The sequence below is a fragment of the Sphingomonas oligophenolica genome (assembly GCF_006438955.1).
GTDB classification, from domain to species: Bacteria; Pseudomonadota; Alphaproteobacteria; order Sphingomonadales; family Sphingomonadaceae; genus Sphingomonas; species Sphingomonas oligophenolica_A.
In genome coordinates, this window is sequence record NZ_RCZK01000004.1 from 80,766 (window position 1) to 99,076 (window position 18,311).

Consider the following 18,311-nt stretch of genomic DNA (forward strand, 5'->3'; position numbering starts at 1 on the left):
ACCCGACCCGTTCGTGCTGAGCTTGTCGAAGCACGGTGAGTCTCAGGCCCTTCGACAAGTTCAGGGCGAACGGTTGACGTTCTGATTGATCTTGCATGATCCAACTCGGTCGAAGTGGCGCCTAATTCTACCGACCGATACAGAAAACTGTTGACCCCGCGAATCGAGGTTATATACCGCACGGTATGGAACGCGCTGCGACACTGACGATCCCGCGCGACGGCAGCACTGGAGTATCCGACATGGCCTATCTCGCGTTCGACGAAATCGCTGGCGGCACGGTGCTGGATCGGGCCGCGACGCCCGTGGCGGATCCAATCGTAGCACCAGTAACACCGCTGGCCGCACCGCGACTCAGTGCGCTGGAATGGTCGGTGGTGGCGCTGGCCGAGCGCGATCGGCTTTCGACGCTGCGCACCCCCGGGCGGATGGCGATCGCGATCGCGCTGCTGTTCGGCGATCGCCCCAACCCGCAGCTCGCCGATCCGCGGCTCGAAGCACTGCGCCGGATCGCGGTACTCAGCTGGCACCACGGCTACACCATCCCGTCCGCGGAGGTGCGCGCGTTCCACGCCGCGGGTTTTACCCCCGACCAGTATGAACTCGTTGTCGACAGCATCGGCCGTGGCCGCGCCGCCGCCAATGCGCGGCGTTTCCAGCGGTAACCGACCAGGCGCCTGCTGCGCGCGGACGCCTCGCAAAATTCGCTGTCCTACAACGAACCTATATGGTTCTTGATCCGCCCAACAGCGGAGCAGAACCATGGACATCGACACGCTGATCGACGCCGTCATCGATCGCGAAGGCGGTTATGTGAACCATCCCGCCGATCGCGGTGGCGAAACCCGTTACGGCATCACGGTCGCGGTCGCGCGCGCCGACGGCTATCGCGGCGCGATGCACGATTTCCCGCGTGCCAGCGCGGTCGCGATCTACCGCCGCCGCTATTGGCAGCGCCCCGGTTTCGATCGCATCGCGACCCGCGCCCCCGCGGTCGCCGCCGAACTGTTCGACACCGGGATCAATATGGGGCCATCGGTCGCGACCGGCTTCCTCCAGCGCGCGCTCAATGCGCTCAATCGCGGCGGCACCGACTATCCCGACCTCGCGCTCGATACCGCGATCGGCGCGCGCACGCTCGCTGCGCTCGATGGCTTCCTGACGCATCGCGGCGCCGCGGGCGAGCAGGTGCTGCTCAAGGCGATCGAGGCGCTCCAGGGCGAACGCTATCTCCACCTCGCCGAATCACGCCCCGCCAACGAGGCATTCCTCTACGGCTGGCTCGCGAACCGGATCGGTTAACCTGGAGCACCGGCAAATAGGCGATTCCGTGTCAACGTCGTCAAGATCGCCCACGTCGCGAAGGAGTATCCTCATGGTATCGACCATCCGCCGCCGCCCTGCTGCGCCCGATCCCTGGGTATCGCGCGCGCGCCCCGGCTTCCTCTACGTCATCTACGCGCTGCTGCTATGGTCGATCCCGATGGGGCTCATCGCCGCGTTCCGCCCCGCGCTCGCCGACGCCATCGCGCACGGGATGACCGCGTATCTGAACGGCCTCCCCGAACCGCTCTACGCGCTCTTCGGGACCGGCTACCTCGGCTACACCGCCGCGCGCAGCTGGGGCAAAGCGAAGGGCGTGGAAAGATAGCCAACCCGTTTCCCATCCACCGAGATTGCACCCGTCGCGCGGCTTCCCATATCGCCGGGTATGAACGGAAACGATCCCCACGCCATGCCGGTCTGGCACGGCACCACCATCCTGTCGGTCAGGCGCGGCGGCAAGGTCGTCATCGCCGGTGACGGCCAGGTTTCGATGGGCCAGACCGTGATGAAGCCCAACGCGAAGAAGGTCCGCCGCCTCGGCGCCGACGACAAGGTGATGGCGGGGTTCGCGGGCGCGACCGCGGACGCCTTCACGTTGTTCGAACGGCTCGAACGCAAGCTCGAACAGCATCAGGGCCAGTTGCTGCGCGCGTCGGTCGAGCTCGCCAAGGACTGGCGCACCGACAAATATCTCCGCAATCTGGAGGCGATGATGATCGTCGCCGATACCGACATCACGCTGATCCTCACCGGCAACGGCGATGTGCTCGAACCCGAAGCGGGGATCGCCGCGATCGGATCGGGCGGCAACTACGCGCTCGCCGCCGCCAAGGCGCTGGTCGACTACGAACCGGATGCCGAGACGGTCTGCCGCAAGGCGATGGCGATCGCCGCGGAGGTCTGCGTCTACACCAACGACCGGCTTACGGTCGAAAGCATGGACGCGGCTGCTTGAATTGGCGTCATCCCAGCGAAGGCTGGGATCTCCCCGTGATAGACCGTGCCCTCGCGGCACGAGATCCCAGCCTTCGCTGGGATGACGATCAGGAACTATTATGAACGACGCTCTCACCCCCAAGGCCATCGTCGCCGCGCTCGACGAACACATCATCGGCCAGCGCGATGCCAAGCGCGCGGTCGCGGTCGCGATGCGCAATCGCTGGCGGCGCCAGCAGCTCGACGAGGATCTCCGCGACGAGGTGACGCCCAAGAACATCCTGATGATCGGCCCCACCGGCTGCGGCAAGACCGAGATCAGCCGCCGGTTGGCGAAGCTCGCCGACGCGCCGTTCGTGAAGGTCGAAGCGACCAAATTCACCGAGGTCGGCTATGTCGGCCGCGATGTCGAACAGATCGCGCGCGACCTGGTCGAAGAGGCGATTCGACTAGAAAAGGAACGCCGCCGCGTCGCGGTGAAGGACAAGGCCGAGGAGGCCGCGATGAAGCGTATCCTCGACGCGCTGACCGGCAAGGATTCCTCCGCCGCGACGCGTGAATCGTTCAAGGCGCGCTTCCTCGACGGCCATCTCAACGACACCGAGATCGAGATCGAGGTCGAACAAGCCCCCGCGATGCCGTTCGACATCCCCGGCGGCGGTGCGCAGATGATCAACCTCGGCGAGATGATGAAGTCGTTCGGCGGCGGCCAGCAGTTGAAGCGCCGCAAGCTCACCGTCCGCGCCGCCTGGGACAAGCTGGTCGAGGAAGAGGCCGACAAGCGGCTCGACCAGGACGAGGTCAGCCGCGTCGCGCTCGCCGATGCCGAGGCGAACGGGATCGTGTTCCTCGACGAGATCGACAAGATCGCGGTCAGCGACGTCCGCGGCGGATCGGTCAGCCGCGAAGGCGTCCAGCGCGACCTGTTGCCCTTGATCGAAGGCACCACGGTCTCGACCAAATACGGCCCGATGAAGACCGATCACATCCTCTTCATCGCGAGCGGCGCGTTCCACGTCGCCAAGCCATCCGATCTGCTCCCCGAGCTTCAGGGGCGGCTGCCGATCCGCGTCGAACTGAAAGGGCTGACCGAGGCGGATTTCGTCGCGATCCTCAGCGACACCAAGGCCTCGCTCCCCGCGCAGTACACGGCGCTGATCGCAACCGAGGGGGTCGAGATCGTCTTCACCGACGACGGCATCGCCGCGATCGCGCGGATCGCGGCGGAGGTGAACGGCCAGATCGAGAATATCGGCGCGCGTCGGCTCCAGAGCGTGATGGAGAAGCTGCTCGAAGACGTCAGCTTCGATGCCGAGGATTGGGAGGGCGTGCTGACCGTCGACGCCGCCTATGTCGACCAGCAACTCGCCAGCATCGCGCGCAACACCGATCTCAGCCGCTTCGTGCTGTAATCGCCGCTCCCGCCGCTACGGGCGGCGGTATTCGACGAACGGCCCGAACGCGCAGCTTCCGGTGGGGAAACGACTCGTGCGGTCGATCGTCTGAGAGATATCGCCTTGGCATGTCCTGCCGCCGTTCGACGTGGTGACAAGAATATCGCCGCGGCCGACGCCCTCGCAGCCGCCACCGGTTTCGGTGCGATATTTTTGCCGGGAGCTGACGGAATAGACCAGCGTCGAGCCATAGCCCTCGACATGCGCCGAGGGCAGCGGGGGAAGGCAGGTCAGTCGGTTGCCGGTCGGCACCAGTCCGGCCAATTCCTTGTCGAGCGCCAGTTGCGTTGCGGCGGCATCCTGGATCGCGCGGGCGGATTCTGCGGGGGTCTGGGTGCAGGCGCTCAGCGTGGCTGCCGCCAGCAAGGTGAGGGTCAGTGATCTCGTCATGATCGTTCTCCAGTGCCGTAACGAACGGCCCGCCACTTTAGCCTCAAAAATTGTCCTTTGCGTGGCGGCGCGCGCCAAGCTCGTCCGCCGACGCGGCGCGCAGGAACGGATTGGTCGCGCGCTCGCGCCCGATCGTCGTCGGGACCGTCGCCTCGCCGTCGGCGCGCAACGCGTCGACTTCGCGCATCCGCTCGACGATCGCCTGATTGTCGGGCTCGGCGACCAGCGCATAACGGCCATTGCTCTGGGTATATTCGTGCCCGCAATACACGACCGTGTCGTCGGACAGCGCGGCATAGCGCTGCATGTTCGCGAACATGTCCCCCGCGCTCCCCTCGAACAAGCGCCCGCACCCCATTGCGAACAGCGTATCGCCGGTGAAGATCGCGGCATCGTCGGCGAGGTGGAACGCGATATGGCCCTGGGTATGTCCGGGTACCGTCATCACCGCCGCGACATGATCGCCGATCGCAACCGTATCGCCCTCACCGACCGCAACGTCGAGCGTCGGGATCTTGGCGGCTTCTGCGCCCGGCCCGGTGATCCGCGCGCCCGCGGCCTGCATCGCCGCGTTGCCGCCGGTGTGATCGGGATGCCAGTGCGTCGTCCACACCTGTCCGATCGTCCAGCCCCGCGACGCCGCGGCATCGAACAGCGGCTGCGCCTCGCCGGGATCGACCGCGACGGTCTCGCCGCTCGCGGCATCGTGGATCAGCCAGGCGTAATTGTCGCTGAGAACGGGGACGCGAACGATCTCGAGGTCGGCCATCGGTTTACCAGCTCCCGCTATTGTCCATCGACGCCCATGGTTCGGCTGGCCCGAGCACGCCGTTCTGGAGCAGTTCGATCGAGATGCCGTCGGGGGTTTTCACGAACGCCATATGCCCGTCGCGCGGCGGGCGGTTGATCGTGACACCGCCGTCCATCAGCCGCTGGCACGTGTCGTAGATATTCTCGACCCGGTACGCCAAATGCCCGAAATTCCGGCCACCCGTATAGTCCTCGGCTTTCCCGTCCTCGGGGGGCCAATTGTATGTCAGCTCCACCTCGGCCTGCGCACGCTCACCCTCGCCACGCATGTCGTCGGGAGTCGCGAGGAAGATCAGCGTGAAGCGACCCTTCTCGCTTTCCATTCGCCGGACTTCCTTCAGCCCGAGCAGCTCGAAGAACCGGATCGTCGCGTCGGGATCGGAAACGCGGATCATCGTGTGGAGATAGTTCATGCAGCGGGCCTCGTCGTGATTGCGCACCCTAGGTAGGATAGCGTGCGCCGAGCCGCCACCCGTCTCAACGACCCTCGGGTGGTTTCGCCGCGGGTGTAGCGGTGGCGAACTGCGCCAGCGCGGTGGTCGCGCTGCGCCCGACCGCAGTATCGGGCGCGATCCGGGCGGCATTGGCCCACGCCTCTTTCGCGCGCGCCTCGTCCCCGCTGAGCGCGGCGATGTTACCCGCTTCCAGTTGAACCGACGCATCGTCGGGCGATCGTTTGAGCGCCTCGGCGATATCGGTCGCGGCGCGCGCGGGGTTGCCCATCCGCCGCGCCAGCGTCGCCGACAGCAGCCACGCGAGCGGATCGTCCCCCGCGCTCTGCAGCGCGCGATCGATATCGGCGCGCGCGGTATCGTTGTCGCCCAACGCGAGCAGCGCGCGGGCATGATCGAGCCGCGCCTCGCCGAGCTGGAGCCCGTCGAGCGTTCCCTGCACCAGTGCGGTGTCGAGCGCCGTGCGCGCCTTGGCGGCGTCACCCGCGGCGAGCCATGCATTGCCCGCCTGCGCGAAATAGGACGCGGTGTGGGCGTCGTGCGCCAGTTGCGCCACGCGGCCCGCGGCCTCGAAATCGTCGGCGGCCGCCGCGAACTTGCCCTCCGCGGTGTCGGCCAGCCCCGCGCATTGCCGCGCGAGCCAATTGCCTCCGCTCGCGGTCCAGCGTGTCGCTTCCGCGCGCGCCGCGGCAGGGTCGGTCCGCGCCAGCGCGATGCACCGGTCGAAACGCCCGGTGGCAGGATCGACGGGGCCTGCGGCGGCGGCGGCCTGGAGCGCTAGCGCGACGATCATTATCATAAGGCGGCGATCACATCCTCGACGGCCCGGATGACGAGCGCGATGTCGGAATCGCGCGACAGGCGGTGGTCGCCGTCCTTGACCAGCCATGTCTGCACATCGGCTGAACGCATCATCTCGGCGAGCCGACACGTGCGGTGCCACGGCACCTCGGGGTCCTTCTGTCCCTGCACCAGCCGGACGGGGCCATCGAATGCGATCGTCCCGAACATCAGCCGGTTCGCCTCCCCCGACGCGAAGAAGGCGCGGGTGTAGAGGGTGGGTTCGGGACCATAGGGATTGGCGCGTTCGAGTTTCCCCGCGCTCATCAACGCGACCTTCTCCTCGGTCGTGAAACCCCAGTCGGTAAAGTCGGGCGCGGGCGCGACCCCGACCAGTCCGACGACCGCGTCGGCGCGCGCCTTGGCGGCGAGCAGCATCAGCCACCCGCCCATCGACGATCCGACCAGCACCACCGGCCCCTTCGCGACCGTTTCGATCATCGCGAGCGTATCGTCGCGCCAGTCCGCCAGCGTCTGGTCCGCGAACGCCCCCTCGCTCGCGCCGCACCCGCGATAATCGAACCGCAGGAACGCCTGGCCGCGCGCCTTGGCCCACGCCTCCAGCGCGGTTGCCTTGGTCCCGGTCATGTCGGAGGCATAGCCCGGCAGGAAGACGATCGTCGGGCCAGCGCCCGGGGTGTGATGGAAGGCGAGAGCGGGCAGGGGGGATTGGGTCATGCCGGCGCGTCTAAGCCAAACCGTCAGGGCAATGAAGACCCCGGCGGCATCCGCGGTCACGCCGGCGGTGGATTGCCCATCGCGGCGATGATCTCGGCGGCGATGTCGTCGGGCGCGCGCATGGTGCCGTCGGGCGCGGTCCGGACCCGCGTCCACCGCCCGAGCACGTCGCCGTCGCACAGCATCGCATAACGCGCGCGCACCTTGGCCTGTAGCGCGGCATCCGCCTCATGCTCGTCATAGGTTCGCGTCGTGTACGACCGCGCCGCCTTTTGCGCGATCATCGTGCGCGCACGGTCGAGATCGGTGTCGAGATACACCGACAGCGTCGGCGCGGGCAGTGCGAACTGCCCGGTTTCCAGCGCGACGATCCAGTCGGCCAGCGCGGGCGCGTCGGCGTCGGCAACCTTGGCGGTCTGATAGGCGATATTCGAGGCGATGTAGCGATCGAACACCAGCACATCGACCCGCGCCATCGCCGCCGCGATCGCGCCACGCGATTCGAACCGGTCGAGCGCATAGAGCACCGCGACCTCGCGCGGCGCCAGAGCGTGCGGCAATCGTCCGGCGAGGAAGTCGCCGAGCACATGCCCGCCCACCGTCTCGCGATACCGCGGGAAGCTCATCACCTCGGTACGTCGACCCTGCGCGGTCAGCGCTGCGACCACCGCGGCGGCGGTGGTTGCCTTGCCCGCGCCGTCGGCGCCCTCGATCGCAAGCAGGAAGGGGCGGGGGTCAGCCACGCAGCCGCTCGTGGTGGCGGATCACTTCGTCGATGATGAAGCGCAGGAATTTCTCGGAGAATTCGGGGTCGAGCTCCGCCTCCTCGGCCAGTCGCCGCAACCGCGCGATCTGGCGATCCTCGCGCCCCGGGTCGGCGGGGGGCAGCCCGCTGGTCGCCTTGTAGCGCCCGACCGCCTGGGTGACCTTGAATCGTTCGGCGAGCAGATGGACCAGCGCCGCGTCGATATTGTCGATGCTCTTGCGATATCCGCTCAGCACGTCGTCGGTCATGGCAGCGATCCCCTTCGCCGCGCGCTATGGAATGTCGGGCACCACCGGGCAAGCGCCGCGTGCGGGTTGCGTGCGCGGGGTTGCGTTCGGGAGGGGTTGGCGTCACAGCCCCAGCGGAGATGACCGCGACCATCCACCGCCTCTGCACGCCGCAGCCCAGCCTCGAGCCGATGCTCGGACTCGTGGCGGGCGATCTCAACGCGGTCAACGCGGTGATCCTCGACCGGATGCAGTCCGATATCCCGCTGATCCCCGAACTCGCCGGGCATCTGATCGCGGGCGGGGGCAAGCGCATGCGCCCGATGCTGACGCTCGCGAGCGCGCGGCTGATCGGCTATACGGGGACGCGCCACCACCGCCTCGCCGCCGCGGTCGAATTCATCCACACCGCGACATTGCTCCACGACGATGTCGTCGACGGCAGCGACCTGCGTCGCGGCAAGCGCACCGCCAACATCATCTGGGGCAACCCCGCGAGCGTCCTGGTCGGCGATTTCCTGTTCAGTCGCAGCTTCGAACTGATGGTCGAGGATGGCAGCCTCAAGGTGCTCAAGATCCTATCGAACGCCAGTGCGGTAATCGCGGAGGGCGAGGTCAACCAGCTCACCGCCGCGCGCCGCGTCGATCTGGGCGAGGATCGCTATCTCGACATCATCAACGCCAAGACCGCGGCGCTGTTCGCCGCGGCGTGCCGGATCAGCGCGGTGGTCGCCGAATGTCCCGAGGGCGAAGAGTCCGCGCTCGACGCCTATGGCCGCAACCTCGGCATCGCCTTCCAGCTCGTCGACGACGCGATCGACTATGTGTCCGACGCGGGGACGATGGGCAAGGACGCGGGCGACGATTTCCGCGAAGGCAAGATGACGCTTCCCGTCATCCTCGCCTATGCGCGCGGCGACGCCGACGACCGCACATTCTGGAAGGACGCGATCGAGGGCCGCCGCGACAGCGACGATGATTTCGCGCACGCGATCGACCTCGTCCGGCAAACCCGCGCGGTCGACGATACGCTCGCCCGCGCGCGCCACTACGGCCAGCGCGCGATCGATTCGATCGGTGGCTTCGCGGGCGGCAAGGCCAAGGACGCGATGGTCGAGGCGGTCGAGTTCGCGGTCGCGCGCGCCTACTGACGTGACGACGGCGACGTTGCGGCCCTATGTGATGCGCGTCGTCTTTTGGGCGGCGCTCGCCTTTGCGGTGACCATGGCGTTGTTACCGCATCCGCCGATCACGCTGTCGGATAACGATAAATTTCAGCATATGCTGGTGTTCGGCATGCTGACCATTCTCGCGGTCGCGGGTTACCCCGAGGCCGAGCTACTCCGCATCGGCGAGCGATTGTCGTTCCTCGGCGCGCTGATCGAAGTGCTCCAGTCGATTCCCAGCCTCCATCGCGACTGCGATATCCGCGACTGGGTCGCCGACACGCTCGTCATCGTCGTGGTGCTGCTGGTGGTCGTCGCCTACCGCAAGCGCGTCGCGATCTAAACCCGCGCCGGGCTGGCGAGCGCGCAGTCGCGCGCTCCGGTCTCGATCTGCAATGTCGCATGGCCGATCCCGAACCGGTCGTGGAGCATCGCGCTCGCCTCGCCGAGGAACCCGTCGCCGGGATGACCCGCGGGCATCACCAGATGCGCTGTCAGGACGGGTTCGGTCGTCGACATCGGCCAGATGTGAAGGTCGTGGCAGCGCTCGACCCCGGGCAGCGCGCCCAGCGCGTCGGTCACCGCGTCGAAATCGATTCCCCGCGGCACCGCGGCGAGCGCCATTTCCACCGTCTCGCGCAACAGGCTCCACGTCTGGACGAAAATCACCGCGACGATCACCAGGCTGACGACGGGGTCGATCCACGCGATCCCGGTCGCCCAGATCGCGATGCCCGCGATCACCACCCCCACCGATACGATCGCGTCGGACAGCATGTGGAGGTAAGCGCCGCGGATGTTGATGTCGCCACGGCGTCCGCGCGCAAACATCCAGGCGGTCACCGCGTTGACCGCGATCCCGACGCCCGCGACCATCGAGACGGTCAGCCCCGCGACCGGGGGCGGATCGGCGAAGCGTTGCGCCGCCTCGAGCACAATCGCGCCCAGCGCGACGAGCAGCAGCAGCGCGTTGGTCAGCGCCGCGAGGATCGACGATCCTTTGAGGCCATAGGTGAATCGCTTCGACGGCGGCGTCCGCGCCAGCGTCGCGCCGCCCCAGGCGACCGCGAGCCCGAGCACGTCGGACAGATTGTGCCCCGCATCCGCCAGCAGCGCGACCGACCCGGTCCACAGCCCCGCGCCGCCCTCGGCCAGGACGTAGGCGATGTTGAGCGCGATCCCGATCGCGAACGCGCGGCTGTAATTCGCGGGCGCGTCGCCGTGGCCGCCGTGGTCATGCCCGTGATGATGTCCGCTCACGCAACCTCCAGCGCCGAATCCGCGACGCCTATCATCCGTACCCCGGGTGATACTAGGACATGATGCGTGGCGGAAAGCGGTGTCCGCAATGTCCCCGCCGGATCAGATCAGTGCGCCCTGTGCGCCGGGCTGGTGCGATTCACGCGTTTCGACGCGCGCCGCGCGCCGGTTGGGGCTGACCAGCGGGGGCAGCCGGGGGTGATGGCCGTCGAACAGCGCTTCGAGCGTGAAGCATTGCAGCGCGGGGAAGCGCCCGAACTCGGTCTGGATCAGCGCGTGGCTGTTCGCCTCCTCGGTCATGCCGCGGGTCGGATCGGCGGCGCAGACGAACAGCCCCATCTTGTGGCCATCACGCGCCATGACCCGGCCCAGGTCGCGGACCATCGCGGGATTCACATGCGCGCCGGCCTTGACCGAGATGACCCCGGTTTCGGTCTTCCCGCCCGCTGCGACATAATAGAAATAGCCGTCGACGCCGCGGTCGCCGCCCTTCTTGCCCCCCATCCACGGCCATCCGCCCGGCTTCAACGTGATCCACGCCTGGAACTGGTGCGGGTTGTCCGCAGCGAGGCGTTGCGCCGAGGCAAGGTCGCGGGGCACGCCAATCGTGTCGAATCGCACGGCGTCGCCATAGCCCTCGCGCAAGCGTTTTTCGATCAGCCCGACCGCGAGGTGCGTGATGTCGATCCCGATCCAGCGCCGCCCCAATTTCTGCGCGGCGTCGACCGCGGTGCCGCAGCCGCAGAACGGGTCGAGCACGATGTCGCCGGGGTTGGACGAGGCCGCAACGATGCGTTCGAGCAGCGCGACGGGCTTCTGCGTGGGATAGCCGAGCCGTTCCTTGGCGTTTGGATTGAGGATGGAGATGTCCCACCAATCGGGCATCGCGCTCTTGGCGTCCTCGCCGTCCTGACTGCTCGCGTGGCGGACCCCGTCCGCATCGAACACCGCGTGCTGTTTGTGCCCCTTCCATCGCTTCATCGTGCCTGCAGAGGGCGCGACAAATTGGGTGTTGAACACCTGTTGCGATTGCTCCTTCGAATAGAAGAACAAGGTGTCGTGATTGCGGACGAACTGCCCCTGCGTGATGCTCCATTTGCGGTAGCACCAGATGATCTCGTTACGGAAATTCTCCAGCCCGAACACCGCGTCGAGCACCAGTTTCAGGTAATGGCTCGCGGTGGGGTCGCAGTGGAGGTACAGGCTGCCGGTTGGCTTGAGCACCCGGCGCAATTCGATCAGCCGCACCGCCATCATCGCGAGATACGCCATCATCGCATTTTCGCCGATCGCGGAGCGCATCGCCTGCATCAGCGCGTGGAGTGCGTGGTTGCCACTTTCGGTAATGTCCATCAGCGCCGATGCCGCGGCGGGTCCCCAGACCCAGGTATCGTCGAACGCCTCGATGCTGGCATCCGCGCCCGCACCGTCGGGGGACTTGAACAGGATGTTGTAGCTGGCGTTCGAATTGAATGGGGGGTCGAGATAGATGAGGTCAACGCTCTCGTCGGCGACGTGCGTGCGCAACACGTCGAGATTGTCGCCATAATAGAGTCGGTTGGCGTCGGCCATGAATGCCATCATGCCAACCCGGACCGCGCCGACCAGCGCAACTGACTCCGAATTTACCGCCGCTTTGGCGGCATTCGCGGTCTAGCGCTTGCCGCTTGGTGGGAAAAACCACGCCATCGCGGCGTCGATCGTCTGACTGACCGCGGCGACGATCTTGTCTGGATCGAGCGGTGGGGCAGGGTGGGGCGTACCGTCGATCGCGGCGTCCTTGATCGGCGGCGTGGGCGATGTGGGCGCGTCGGCCGGGGTGGCGCGGGTCTCGCCCCGTTTTTTCAGCGCCACACTCAACCCGGCGGCGGCCATGCTGAGGCCCATCGCGATCGTCTGGCGGCCGTGCGGGGAGTCCGCCAGTTCGAGCAACTCGTTACCGCGCTTGCGCAGTTTCTTGTTGAGCTTCACGCCCGCGATACGCTTGGGGATCTTGGTCTTGGTCATCGGGCCCGCCTCAAAGTGTATCGGCAATATAATACACGCAGGGCAACGCGCAATGGCGTCGATCAGACGAGGCGCAACGTCAGCGAGCGGACCAGCGCGGTGTCGAGCGGCGCGTCGAACCGGCAGCCGATCATCCCGCCATCCGACCATATGACGGTGGCCGCCACCGCAGGCTTCCCGACGAAGCGCAACCACACGCGTTCTTCCGCGACATGATCGCCGGTCGATCCGAGGCGGCAGCCGTAGATCGAGATGTTTTCCAGCGACGCGTCGAGCGCCAGCGCGCCGTGGCTGCGGACGCTCGCGCGCTTCACGCCGACTTGGTAGCGTGGTTCGCTGCGGTGTTCGGCGGTGGCGGGTTCCGCCGCCCTGAACCGCGCCGTCCTGAACCGGGTTGCCGTCGACGCCATCATCATTCCCCCTGTCTTGGGGATGATGATGCGCGGGGTAGCGTCAACAACCGCTTAACGCGTCGGTGCTCAGGCGATCCGGTGCCAGACCTGCGATTTGCAGATGAACCCGTGGATCAGGCAGCCCGAGATCGTCAGCGTTTCCGGCGATACCTGCTTGATCCGCGACGAGAAACTACGCCCCATGTCGGGAATGTACACCGTCCCGCTCCAATTGCCCTGGCCCGTCCGGTGATAGTCGGAGAGCAATTGGGTGCCGATCAACGTCGCGACGCCCGCCGCGCGCGCATCGGCCCTTGCCTTGTCGCTCGCCCACACGATCGCACCGCACAGTGCGCCGCCGTTGCGGCATGGCGCGGTCTCGACCGTCAGCGTCCCCTTGGGGTTGCGCCAAGTGCCGAACACCGGATCGGCCGCTATATTCGCAGCCCCCGTCTTCGCTGCGATACTCGACCCCGCCACCGTCCCGGCGACGAGCATCGCGATTCCGATCCCCCATCCACGCATCGTATCGATCGTCCCCGTCATCACCCCTCAGCCGTGGGCGCGACGCGCTCCATCGCGACGAACGATCGCGAGCGCAACCCCGGCACGTGAAGTCGGCGCTGCGCTCTGCGCGAACCGACCCAAACCTTGCCCTCGGCGCGCGGCAACCCATTTCGGGGAGGATCGCGCAGCGCGGGTTGCGGCGCAAGAACAAATCTGGAACACGTCACTCTTATGGCTCTCACCACGATCTCCGTGCGCGGCGCGCGCGAGCACAATCTCAAGGACGTCGATATCGACATCCCCCGCGACACGCTGACGGTGATCACCGGGCTGTCGGGGAGCGGCAAGTCGAGCCTCGCTTTCGACACCATCTATGCCGAGGGCCAGCGCCGGTACGTCGAATCGCTGTCGGCCTATGCGCGCCAGTTCCTCGAACTGATGCAGAAGCCCGACGTCGATCACATCGAGGGGCTGAGCCCCGCGATTTCGATCGAGCAGAAGACCACCAGCCGCAACCCGCGCTCGACGGTCGCGACCGTGACCGAAATCTACGATTACATGCGCTTGCTCTGGGCGCGGGTCGGCATTCCGTACAGCCCCGCCACAGGCGAACCGATCGCCGCGCAGACCGTCAGCCAGATGGTCGACCGCGTCCTCGCGCTGCCAGAGGGGACGCGCGCCTATCTGCTCGCTCCCGTCGTGCGCGGGCGCAAGGGCGAATACCGCAAGGAGATGCTCGAATGGCAGAAGGTGGGCTTCACCCGCGTCCGCATCGACGGCGAGATTTACGAGATCGACGAGGCCCCAGCGCTCGACAAGAAGTACAAGCACGACATCGAGGTCGTGGTCGACCGCCTCGTCATCGGCGGCGACATCGCGACCCGGCTCGCCGAAAGCTTCGAAACCGCGCTGAAACTCGCCGATGGTCTCGCCTATATCGACCCCGCCGATCCGGTCGAGGTCCACACCCCGAAGCAGGAAATCCTCGGCGACCACGCGCCCGCGGGCCGGATCGTGTTCAGCGAGAAATTCGCTTGTCCCGTGTCGGGCTTCACGATCAGCGAGATCGAACCCCGCCTCTTCAGCTTCAACGCCCCCCAGGGCGCGTGCCCCGCGTGCGACGGCCTCGGCGAGAAGCAGTTGTTCGACGAGGATCTCGTCGTCCCCAACCACGCGCTCAGCATCAAGAAGGGCGCGGTCGTCCCCTGGGCGAAGTCCAACCCACCGTCGCCCTATTACATGCAGGTCCTCGGCTCCCTCGCGCGCGAATATGCCTTCGCGCTCGACACCCCCTGGGCCGAGCTGCCCGAGGAGGTCCGCAGCGTCATCCTCCACGGCAGCAAGGGCAAGCCCGTCACCCTCACCTTCATCGACGGCCGCAAGAAATACGACGTCAAGAAGCCGTTCGAGGGCGTCATCGGCAACCTCAACCGCCGCCTGCTCCAGACCGAGAGCGCGTGGATGCGCGAGGAGCTCAGCAAGTACCAGTCCGCCGCCCCGTGCGAAGTCTGCCACGGCGCCCGCCTCAAACCCGAAGCGCTCGCGGTCAAGATCGGGATGCAGGACATCAGCTACGCGACGCATCTCTCGGTGGTCGACGCGCTCGCCTTCTTCACCGCGATGCCCGCTAAGCTCGGCGACCAGCAGAACGCGATCGCCGAACGCATCCTCAAGGAAATCGTCGAGCGGTTGGGCTTCCTCAACAACGTCGGGCTCGATTACCTCAACCTCGACCGCACCAGCGGCACGCTCAGCGGCGGTGAGAGCCAGCGCATCCGCCTCGCCAGCCAGATCGGCTCGGGCCTCAGCGGCGTGCTCTACGTCCTCGACGAGCCCAGCATCGGGCTGCATCAGCGCGACAACGACATGTTGCTCAAAACGCTGCGCCGCCTCCGCGATCTCGGCAACACCGTCCTCGTCGTCGAGCATGACGAGGACGCGATCCGCACCGCCGACTATATCATCGACATGGGCCCCGGCGCGGGCGTCCGCGGCGGCGCGGTCGTCGCCAAGGGCACGCTGAAACAGATCCTCAAGGCCACGGGCAGCATCACCGCCGATTACCTAAACGGCACCCGCGCGGTCCCGCTCCCCGACCAGCGCCGCAAGGGCAACGGCAAGAAATTGACCGTCCACAATGCCACCGCGAACAACCTCAACGGCGTCACCGCGAGCATCCCGCTCGGCACCTTCACCTGCGTCACCGGCGTCTCGGGCAGCGGCAAGTCGAGCTTCACGATCGACACGCTCTACGCCGCCGCCGCGCGCGAGCTGAACGGCGCGCGCATCGTCCAGGGCAAGCACGACAAGATCACCGGCCTCCAATATCTCGACAAGGTCATCGACATCGACCAGTCGCCGATCGGCCGCACCCCGCGCAGCAACCCCGCGACCTACACCGGCAGCTTCACCCAGATCCGCGACTGGTTCGCGGGCCTCCCCGAAAGCCAGGCGCGCGGCTACAAGCCCGGCCGCTTCAGCTTCAACGTCAAGGGCGGCCGCTGCGAGGCGTGCCAGGGCGACGGCGTGCTCAAGATCGAGATGCACTTCCTCCCCGACGTCTATGTGACCTGCGACGTCTGCCACGGCGCGCGCTACAACCGCGAGACGCTCGAGGTGAAGTTCAAGGGCCACAGCATCGCCGACGTGCTCGACATGACGGTCGAGGACGCGGCGGAATTCTTCAAGGCGGTCCCCCCGATCCGCGACAAGATGGCGATGCTGGTCGAGGTGGGCCTCGGCTACGTCAAGGTCGGCCAGCAGGCGACGACGCTCTCGGGCGGCGAGGCGCAGCGCGTCAAGCTCGCCAAGGAACTCAGCCGCAGAGCCACCGGCAACACGCTCTACATCCTCGACGAACCGACCACCGGGCTGCATTTCGAGGACGTCCGCAAACTCCTCGAAGTCCTCCACGCGCTCGTCGAGCAGGGCAATACGGTTGTCGTCATCGAGCACAACCTGGATGTGATCAAGACGGCGGACTGGGTGCTCGACCTCGGCCCGGAGGGCGGCGTCAAGGGCGGCGAGATCGTCGCCGAGGGGACGCCGGAGACGGTCGCGAAGGCGAAGGGGAGCTTTACGGGGCGGTATCTGGCGCCGTTGTTGGTGAAGCGGGTGGCGGAGGCGGCGGAGTAAATCAGCTATTCATCTAGCTTCATTATTTTACGAAGCCGTCCATAAGACTCCTCTGGCAACTGTTTAAGAGCCCGGATGATTACATCGTCGCCGCTCGCGAGGACGTCCCTTAGTATCTGCTTCTTATTATTCTCAGCGTCTCTGACCTCATCTTCCTCGAGGTCCATTCCTCGAACGATGGCACCCATGCGAAGTGCTTCGTTTAGCGTAATATCGTAACTCGTCTTTAAGTTCGTTCCACAGTGATCGCATTTCGGCGCGCCCGCTCGATTAAGTCCTCCGCAATCCGGGCAAGCGACGTATCGATGTTTCCGCTTTGGAAACCCGGCACCGCACGATACGCACTCGACAGCAGATTTATCATTTTCGCTTCCGCATGTGCCACATATTTTTGTATCGTTGTTTATCTCTGGTCTCACGCCAGCCAAGGCCATTTCACGCTCTACACGCCGCGCATATTCTTCAAATACCCCGAGGGTTGGCATGACTACGTAAGCCCTAGAATAGTCGTCAGGTCCAAGCGTCCTAACTACCCGTCCCATCGCCTGCCTGAATGCTAACTCGGTCTTTGCGTTAGGCAAGTAGATCAGTAGTCGAAGCCGCTTGATATCCACACCTTCTGAAATCATCGCAACGGAAACGATCCACCGTTTGTTCGAGTTTTTGAAAGCAGCGATTCTGGCTTCGGCATTTGGCATTTGGCTGTGCACGAGTATCGGCTTTTCGCCGTCTAGCTTTTCTAAAAGCTCAGCCATGTACTGGGCGACGCCAATTGACGGCGCAATGACAAGTCCACCGGCATGCGGTACAGTTTCCCGAAGGTCGTCGAGTTTTGCGATGCCCCATTCAAGCATTGTACCCTGATATGAATCGGCATCGGGGGTTGTCATGTCGTCTAGATATTTCGGCGTACAAACCAGGCGATAATAGTCTAGCGCCTTTTGGAGTCCCGATACCCGCTTCAGCGAGGGATCCAGATCCGTGGCAACCGTTCCAGAAACCGCTACCGCTTCCGTATCCGATAGTTTTACCGAAAAGCGACCCTCATGACGGTGAAATGTTATAGGACGGCAATAGTTTAATTCTACTGCTTCCCCATATCCTAGATTATATGTTCCCGCTTCCGGATGATCTATTCGCCCGTCATCGTCGAACGCAAACCAGATCGTCTCCTTGCCGTCGGAACGGATTGGCGTACCAGTCAGAACCAAAACGAATTTTGCCTCATGAAACGCATCATTAGCTTTTGACCCCCATGCCGCTTCCACGGCAGCATGGTGATGCTCATCGCAGATAACTAAGGTATTCGCCTGCCTACAAACTGCCTGAAACGCTTCCTGCAAGCTTTGAATGGCTGCCCATGTTGCGCACAAGTCCATACCGAAATCAGTGACGTCGCCATCAGCGCCAGTTACTTTTGTCATATGACGCCCAGTCACGAACTTATACTCCTCACCCCATTGCCGGACGACTTCTGAACGCGGCGCGATTACAATCACACGTTTGATTTGGCCTTGCTCTATTAATCGCTTGGCAATTACGGATGCACATATCGTCTTTCCAGCACCCGGCGCGGCATTGATCAGAAAATGGCGGTCAGTTTTGTCCTCCACTAACCATTTAAGTGCTTTCGTTGTGGCCTCACTCTGCCACGCTCTCAACATGATTTCACTCATAACGATCACCTTTCGTCACGTTGCACGGGCCGCACAGGGCTTGACCGTTTCCGGTTACGGTCCACCCGCCTTTCGAAAACGGTTGCACATGATCAGCGTGGAATGACCCCAAGAGCGGGCAGCCGCATTTTTGGCACATATTCCCAGATAGTATCTATAAAGTCTTCCTTCGGCGCAAGGAAAATAGCCTTTTCAACGGCTAATCCAGTACTCGGTCATTGCTATCTCACGAAAGGGTAACGCGCTCGGCGGTTGACAGGAAGCAAAACTATTTGCGCGTCGAACAACC

21 protein-coding genes and 1 pseudogene are annotated in these 18,311 nt (G+C 65.1%); 8 read left to right on the forward strand and 14 right to left on the reverse strand.

What is annotated here, in order from left to right:
- Positions 1–242: 242 nt before the first annotated feature.
- The 5 genes and pseudogenes from EAH84_RS06435 (at position 243) to hslU (ending at position 3,674) form a co-directional block, all read left to right on the forward strand.
- Positions 243–665, forward strand: a complete 423-nt coding sequence (locus EAH84_RS06435) for a hypothetical protein (protein WP_140869508.1) — start codon at positions 243–245, stop codon at positions 663–665.
- Positions 666–762: 97 nt separating this feature from the next.
- Complete coding sequence (locus EAH84_RS06440) at positions 763–1,302, forward strand: glycoside hydrolase family 108 protein (RefSeq protein WP_140869510.1); 540 nt, start codon at positions 763–765, stop codon at positions 1,300–1,302.
- 106 nt (positions 1,303–1,408) lie between these two features.
- Positions 1,409–1,651 (forward strand): annotated as a pseudogene (locus EAH84_RS06445) (3TM-type holin); the annotation flags it as partial.
- Positions 1,652–1,735: 84 nt separating this feature from the next.
- A complete protein-coding gene (gene hslV / locus EAH84_RS06450) occupies positions 1,736–2,281 on the forward strand; it encodes an ATP-dependent protease subunit HslV (protein ID WP_194150367.1) in 546 nt (181 codons plus the stop codon).
- Between the two features lie 100 nt (positions 2,282–2,381).
- Positions 2,382–3,674: an ATP-dependent protease ATPase subunit HslU gene (gene hslU, locus EAH84_RS06455; RefSeq protein ID WP_140869518.1), complete on the forward strand. Its 1,293-nt coding sequence runs from the start codon at positions 2,382–2,384 to the stop codon at positions 3,672–3,674.
- Positions 3,675–3,689: 15 nt separating this feature from the next.
- On the opposite strand, the gene EAH84_RS06460 is transcribed toward hslU, so the two are convergent.
- The 7 genes from EAH84_RS06460 to EAH84_RS06490 form a co-directional block, all read right to left on the reverse strand.
- Positions 3,690–4,106, reverse strand: coding sequence for a hypothetical protein (locus EAH84_RS06460; protein WP_140869520.1), 417 nt, complete (start codon positions 4,104–4,106; stop codon positions 3,690–3,692).
- Positions 4,107–4,149: 43 nt separating this feature from the next.
- On the reverse strand, positions 4,150–4,875 hold the full coding sequence (gene gloB, locus EAH84_RS06465; RefSeq protein WP_140869523.1) for a hydroxyacylglutathione hydrolase: 726 nt from the start codon (positions 4,873–4,875) through the stop codon (positions 4,150–4,152).
- A 4-nt stretch (positions 4,876–4,879) separates the two neighbouring features.
- Entirely contained in the window at positions 4,880–5,329 is a 450-nt protein-coding gene (locus tag EAH84_RS06470) for a VOC family protein (RefSeq protein ID WP_140869525.1), read from the reverse strand.
- Between the two features lie 64 nt (positions 5,330–5,393).
- Positions 5,394–6,167, reverse strand: coding sequence for a tetratricopeptide repeat protein (locus EAH84_RS06475; RefSeq protein ID WP_140869528.1), 774 nt, complete (start codon positions 6,165–6,167; stop codon positions 5,394–5,396).
- Entirely contained in the window at positions 6,164–6,886 is a 723-nt protein-coding gene (locus EAH84_RS06480; RefSeq protein WP_140869531.1) for an alpha/beta hydrolase, read from the reverse strand. The genes EAH84_RS06475 and EAH84_RS06480 overlap by 4 nt, the downstream gene beginning before the upstream one ends.
- Before the next feature lie 56 nt (positions 6,887–6,942).
- On the reverse strand, positions 6,943–7,629 hold the full coding sequence (locus EAH84_RS06485) for a thymidylate kinase (RefSeq protein ID WP_140869534.1): 687 nt from the start codon (positions 7,627–7,629) through the stop codon (positions 6,943–6,945).
- Positions 7,622–7,900, reverse strand: a complete 279-nt coding sequence (locus tag EAH84_RS06490) for a chorismate mutase (protein WP_140869537.1) — start codon at positions 7,898–7,900, stop codon at positions 7,622–7,624. Before EAH84_RS06490 ends, EAH84_RS06485 begins: the two co-directional genes overlap by 8 nt.
- Positions 7,901–8,019: 119 nt before the next feature.
- Between EAH84_RS06490 and EAH84_RS06495 the strand changes: the two genes are divergently transcribed.
- Both EAH84_RS06495 and EAH84_RS06500 read left to right on the forward strand, forming a co-directional pair.
- Positions 8,020–9,030: a polyprenyl synthetase family protein gene (locus tag EAH84_RS06495; RefSeq protein ID WP_140869540.1), complete on the forward strand. Its 1,011-nt coding sequence runs from the start codon at positions 8,020–8,022 to the stop codon at positions 9,028–9,030.
- Position 9,031: 1 nt separating this feature from the next.
- A complete protein-coding gene (locus EAH84_RS06500; protein WP_241656490.1) occupies positions 9,032–9,388 on the forward strand; it encodes a hypothetical protein in 357 nt (118 codons plus the stop codon).
- On the opposite strand, the gene EAH84_RS06505 is transcribed toward EAH84_RS06500, so the two are convergent.
- The 5 genes from EAH84_RS06505 to EAH84_RS06525 form a co-directional block, all read right to left on the reverse strand.
- Positions 9,385–10,305: a cation diffusion facilitator family transporter gene (locus tag EAH84_RS06505; protein ID WP_140869543.1), complete on the reverse strand. Its 921-nt coding sequence runs from the start codon at positions 10,303–10,305 to the stop codon at positions 9,385–9,387. The two genes, EAH84_RS06500 and EAH84_RS06505, sit on opposite strands and share 4 nt — an antisense overlap.
- 102 nt (positions 10,306–10,407) lie before the next feature.
- Positions 10,408–11,877 carry a DNA methyltransferase gene (locus EAH84_RS06510; RefSeq protein ID WP_140869546.1) on the reverse strand — a complete coding sequence of 490 codons (1,470 nt, stop codon included), beginning with the start codon at positions 11,875–11,877 and terminating at the stop codon, positions 10,408–10,410.
- A gap of 81 nt (positions 11,878–11,958) precedes the next feature.
- Positions 11,959–12,312: a hypothetical protein gene (locus EAH84_RS06515; protein WP_140869549.1), complete on the reverse strand. Its 354-nt coding sequence runs from the start codon at positions 12,310–12,312 to the stop codon at positions 11,959–11,961.
- Positions 12,313–12,374: 62 nt separating this feature from the next.
- The gene (locus EAH84_RS06520; RefSeq protein ID WP_161978345.1) at positions 12,375–12,722 is read right to left on the reverse strand and encodes a PilZ domain-containing protein; all 348 of its coding nucleotides are present in this window, start codon (positions 12,720–12,722) and stop codon (positions 12,375–12,377) included.
- A gap of 69 nt (positions 12,723–12,791) precedes the next feature.
- Positions 12,792–13,250 (reverse strand): DUF2147 domain-containing protein, encoded by a 459-nt coding sequence (locus tag EAH84_RS06525; protein WP_241656491.1) that lies wholly within the window; start codon positions 13,248–13,250, stop codon positions 12,792–12,794.
- Between the two features lie 192 nt (positions 13,251–13,442).
- On the opposite strand from EAH84_RS06525, the gene uvrA reads away from it, so the two are divergent.
- Complete coding sequence (gene uvrA, locus EAH84_RS06530; protein WP_140869555.1) at positions 13,443–16,346, forward strand: excinuclease ABC subunit UvrA; 2,904 nt, start codon at positions 13,443–13,445, stop codon at positions 16,344–16,346.
- A 5-nt stretch (positions 16,347–16,351) separates the two neighbouring features.
- Here uvrA and EAH84_RS06535 read toward each other — a convergent pair whose 3' ends face one another.
- A complete protein-coding gene (locus EAH84_RS06535) occupies positions 16,352–18,022 on the reverse strand; it encodes a DEAD/DEAH box helicase (RefSeq protein WP_140869557.1) in 1,671 nt (556 codons plus the stop codon).
- Positions 18,015–18,161: an HNH endonuclease gene (locus EAH84_RS16605; RefSeq protein WP_140869560.1), complete on the reverse strand. Its 147-nt coding sequence runs from the start codon at positions 18,159–18,161 to the stop codon at positions 18,015–18,017. The genes EAH84_RS06535 and EAH84_RS16605 overlap by 8 nt, the downstream gene beginning before the upstream one ends.
- Between the last annotated feature and the right edge of the window lie 150 nt (positions 18,162–18,311).

Excerpts from the sequence above, each read along its gene's own strand:
- EAH84_RS06480 (WP_140869531.1), bottom strand. The coding sequence starts at position 6,886 with ATGACCCAATCCCCCCTGCCCGCTCTCGCCTTCCATCACACCCCGGGC.
- hslV (WP_194150367.1), top strand. The coding sequence starts at position 1,736 with ATGCCGGTCTGGCACGGCACCACCATCCTGTCGGTCAGGCGCGGCGGC.
- uvrA (WP_140869555.1), top strand. The coding sequence starts at position 13,443 with ATGGCTCTCACCACGATCTCCGTGCGCGGCGCGCGCGAGCACAATCTC.
- EAH84_RS06495 (WP_140869540.1), top strand. The coding sequence starts at position 8,020 with ATGACCGCGACCATCCACCGCCTCTGCACGCCGCAGCCCAGCCTCGAG.
- EAH84_RS06525 (WP_241656491.1), bottom strand. The coding sequence starts at position 13,250 with ATGACGGGGACGATCGATACGATGCGTGGATGGGGGATCGGAATCGCG.
- EAH84_RS06470 (WP_140869525.1), bottom strand. The coding sequence starts at position 5,329 with ATGAACTATCTCCACACGATGATCCGCGTTTCCGATCCCGACGCGACG.
- EAH84_RS16605 (WP_140869560.1), bottom strand. The coding sequence starts at position 18,161 with ATGTGCCAAAAATGCGGCTGCCCGCTCTTGGGGTCATTCCACGCTGAT.
- EAH84_RS06520 (WP_161978345.1), bottom strand. The coding sequence starts at position 12,722 with ATGGCGTCGACGGCAACCCGGTTCAGGACGGCGCGGTTCAGGGCGGCG.
- EAH84_RS06515 (WP_140869549.1), bottom strand. The coding sequence starts at position 12,312 with ATGACCAAGACCAAGATCCCCAAGCGTATCGCGGGCGTGAAGCTCAAC.
- EAH84_RS06440 (WP_140869510.1), top strand. The coding sequence starts at position 763 with ATGGACATCGACACGCTGATCGACGCCGTCATCGATCGCGAAGGCGGT.
- hslU (WP_140869518.1), top strand. The coding sequence starts at position 2,382 with ATGAACGACGCTCTCACCCCCAAGGCCATCGTCGCCGCGCTCGACGAA.
- EAH84_RS06435 (WP_140869508.1), top strand. The coding sequence starts at position 243 with ATGGCCTATCTCGCGTTCGACGAAATCGCTGGCGGCACGGTGCTGGAT.
- gloB (WP_140869523.1), bottom strand. The coding sequence starts at position 4,875 with ATGGCCGACCTCGAGATCGTTCGCGTCCCCGTTCTCAGCGACAATTAC.
- EAH84_RS06490 (WP_140869537.1), bottom strand. The coding sequence starts at position 7,900 with ATGACCGACGACGTGCTGAGCGGATATCGCAAGAGCATCGACAATATC.
- EAH84_RS06475 (WP_140869528.1), bottom strand. The coding sequence starts at position 6,167 with ATGATAATGATCGTCGCGCTAGCGCTCCAGGCCGCCGCCGCCGCAGGC.
- EAH84_RS06510 (WP_140869546.1), bottom strand. The coding sequence starts at position 11,877 with ATGGCCGACGCCAACCGACTCTATTATGGCGACAATCTCGACGTGTTG.
- EAH84_RS06460 (WP_140869520.1), bottom strand. The coding sequence starts at position 4,106 with ATGACGAGATCACTGACCCTCACCTTGCTGGCGGCAGCCACGCTGAGC.
- EAH84_RS06535 (WP_140869557.1), bottom strand. The coding sequence starts at position 18,022 with ATGAGTGAAATCATGTTGAGAGCGTGGCAGAGTGAGGCCACAACGAAA.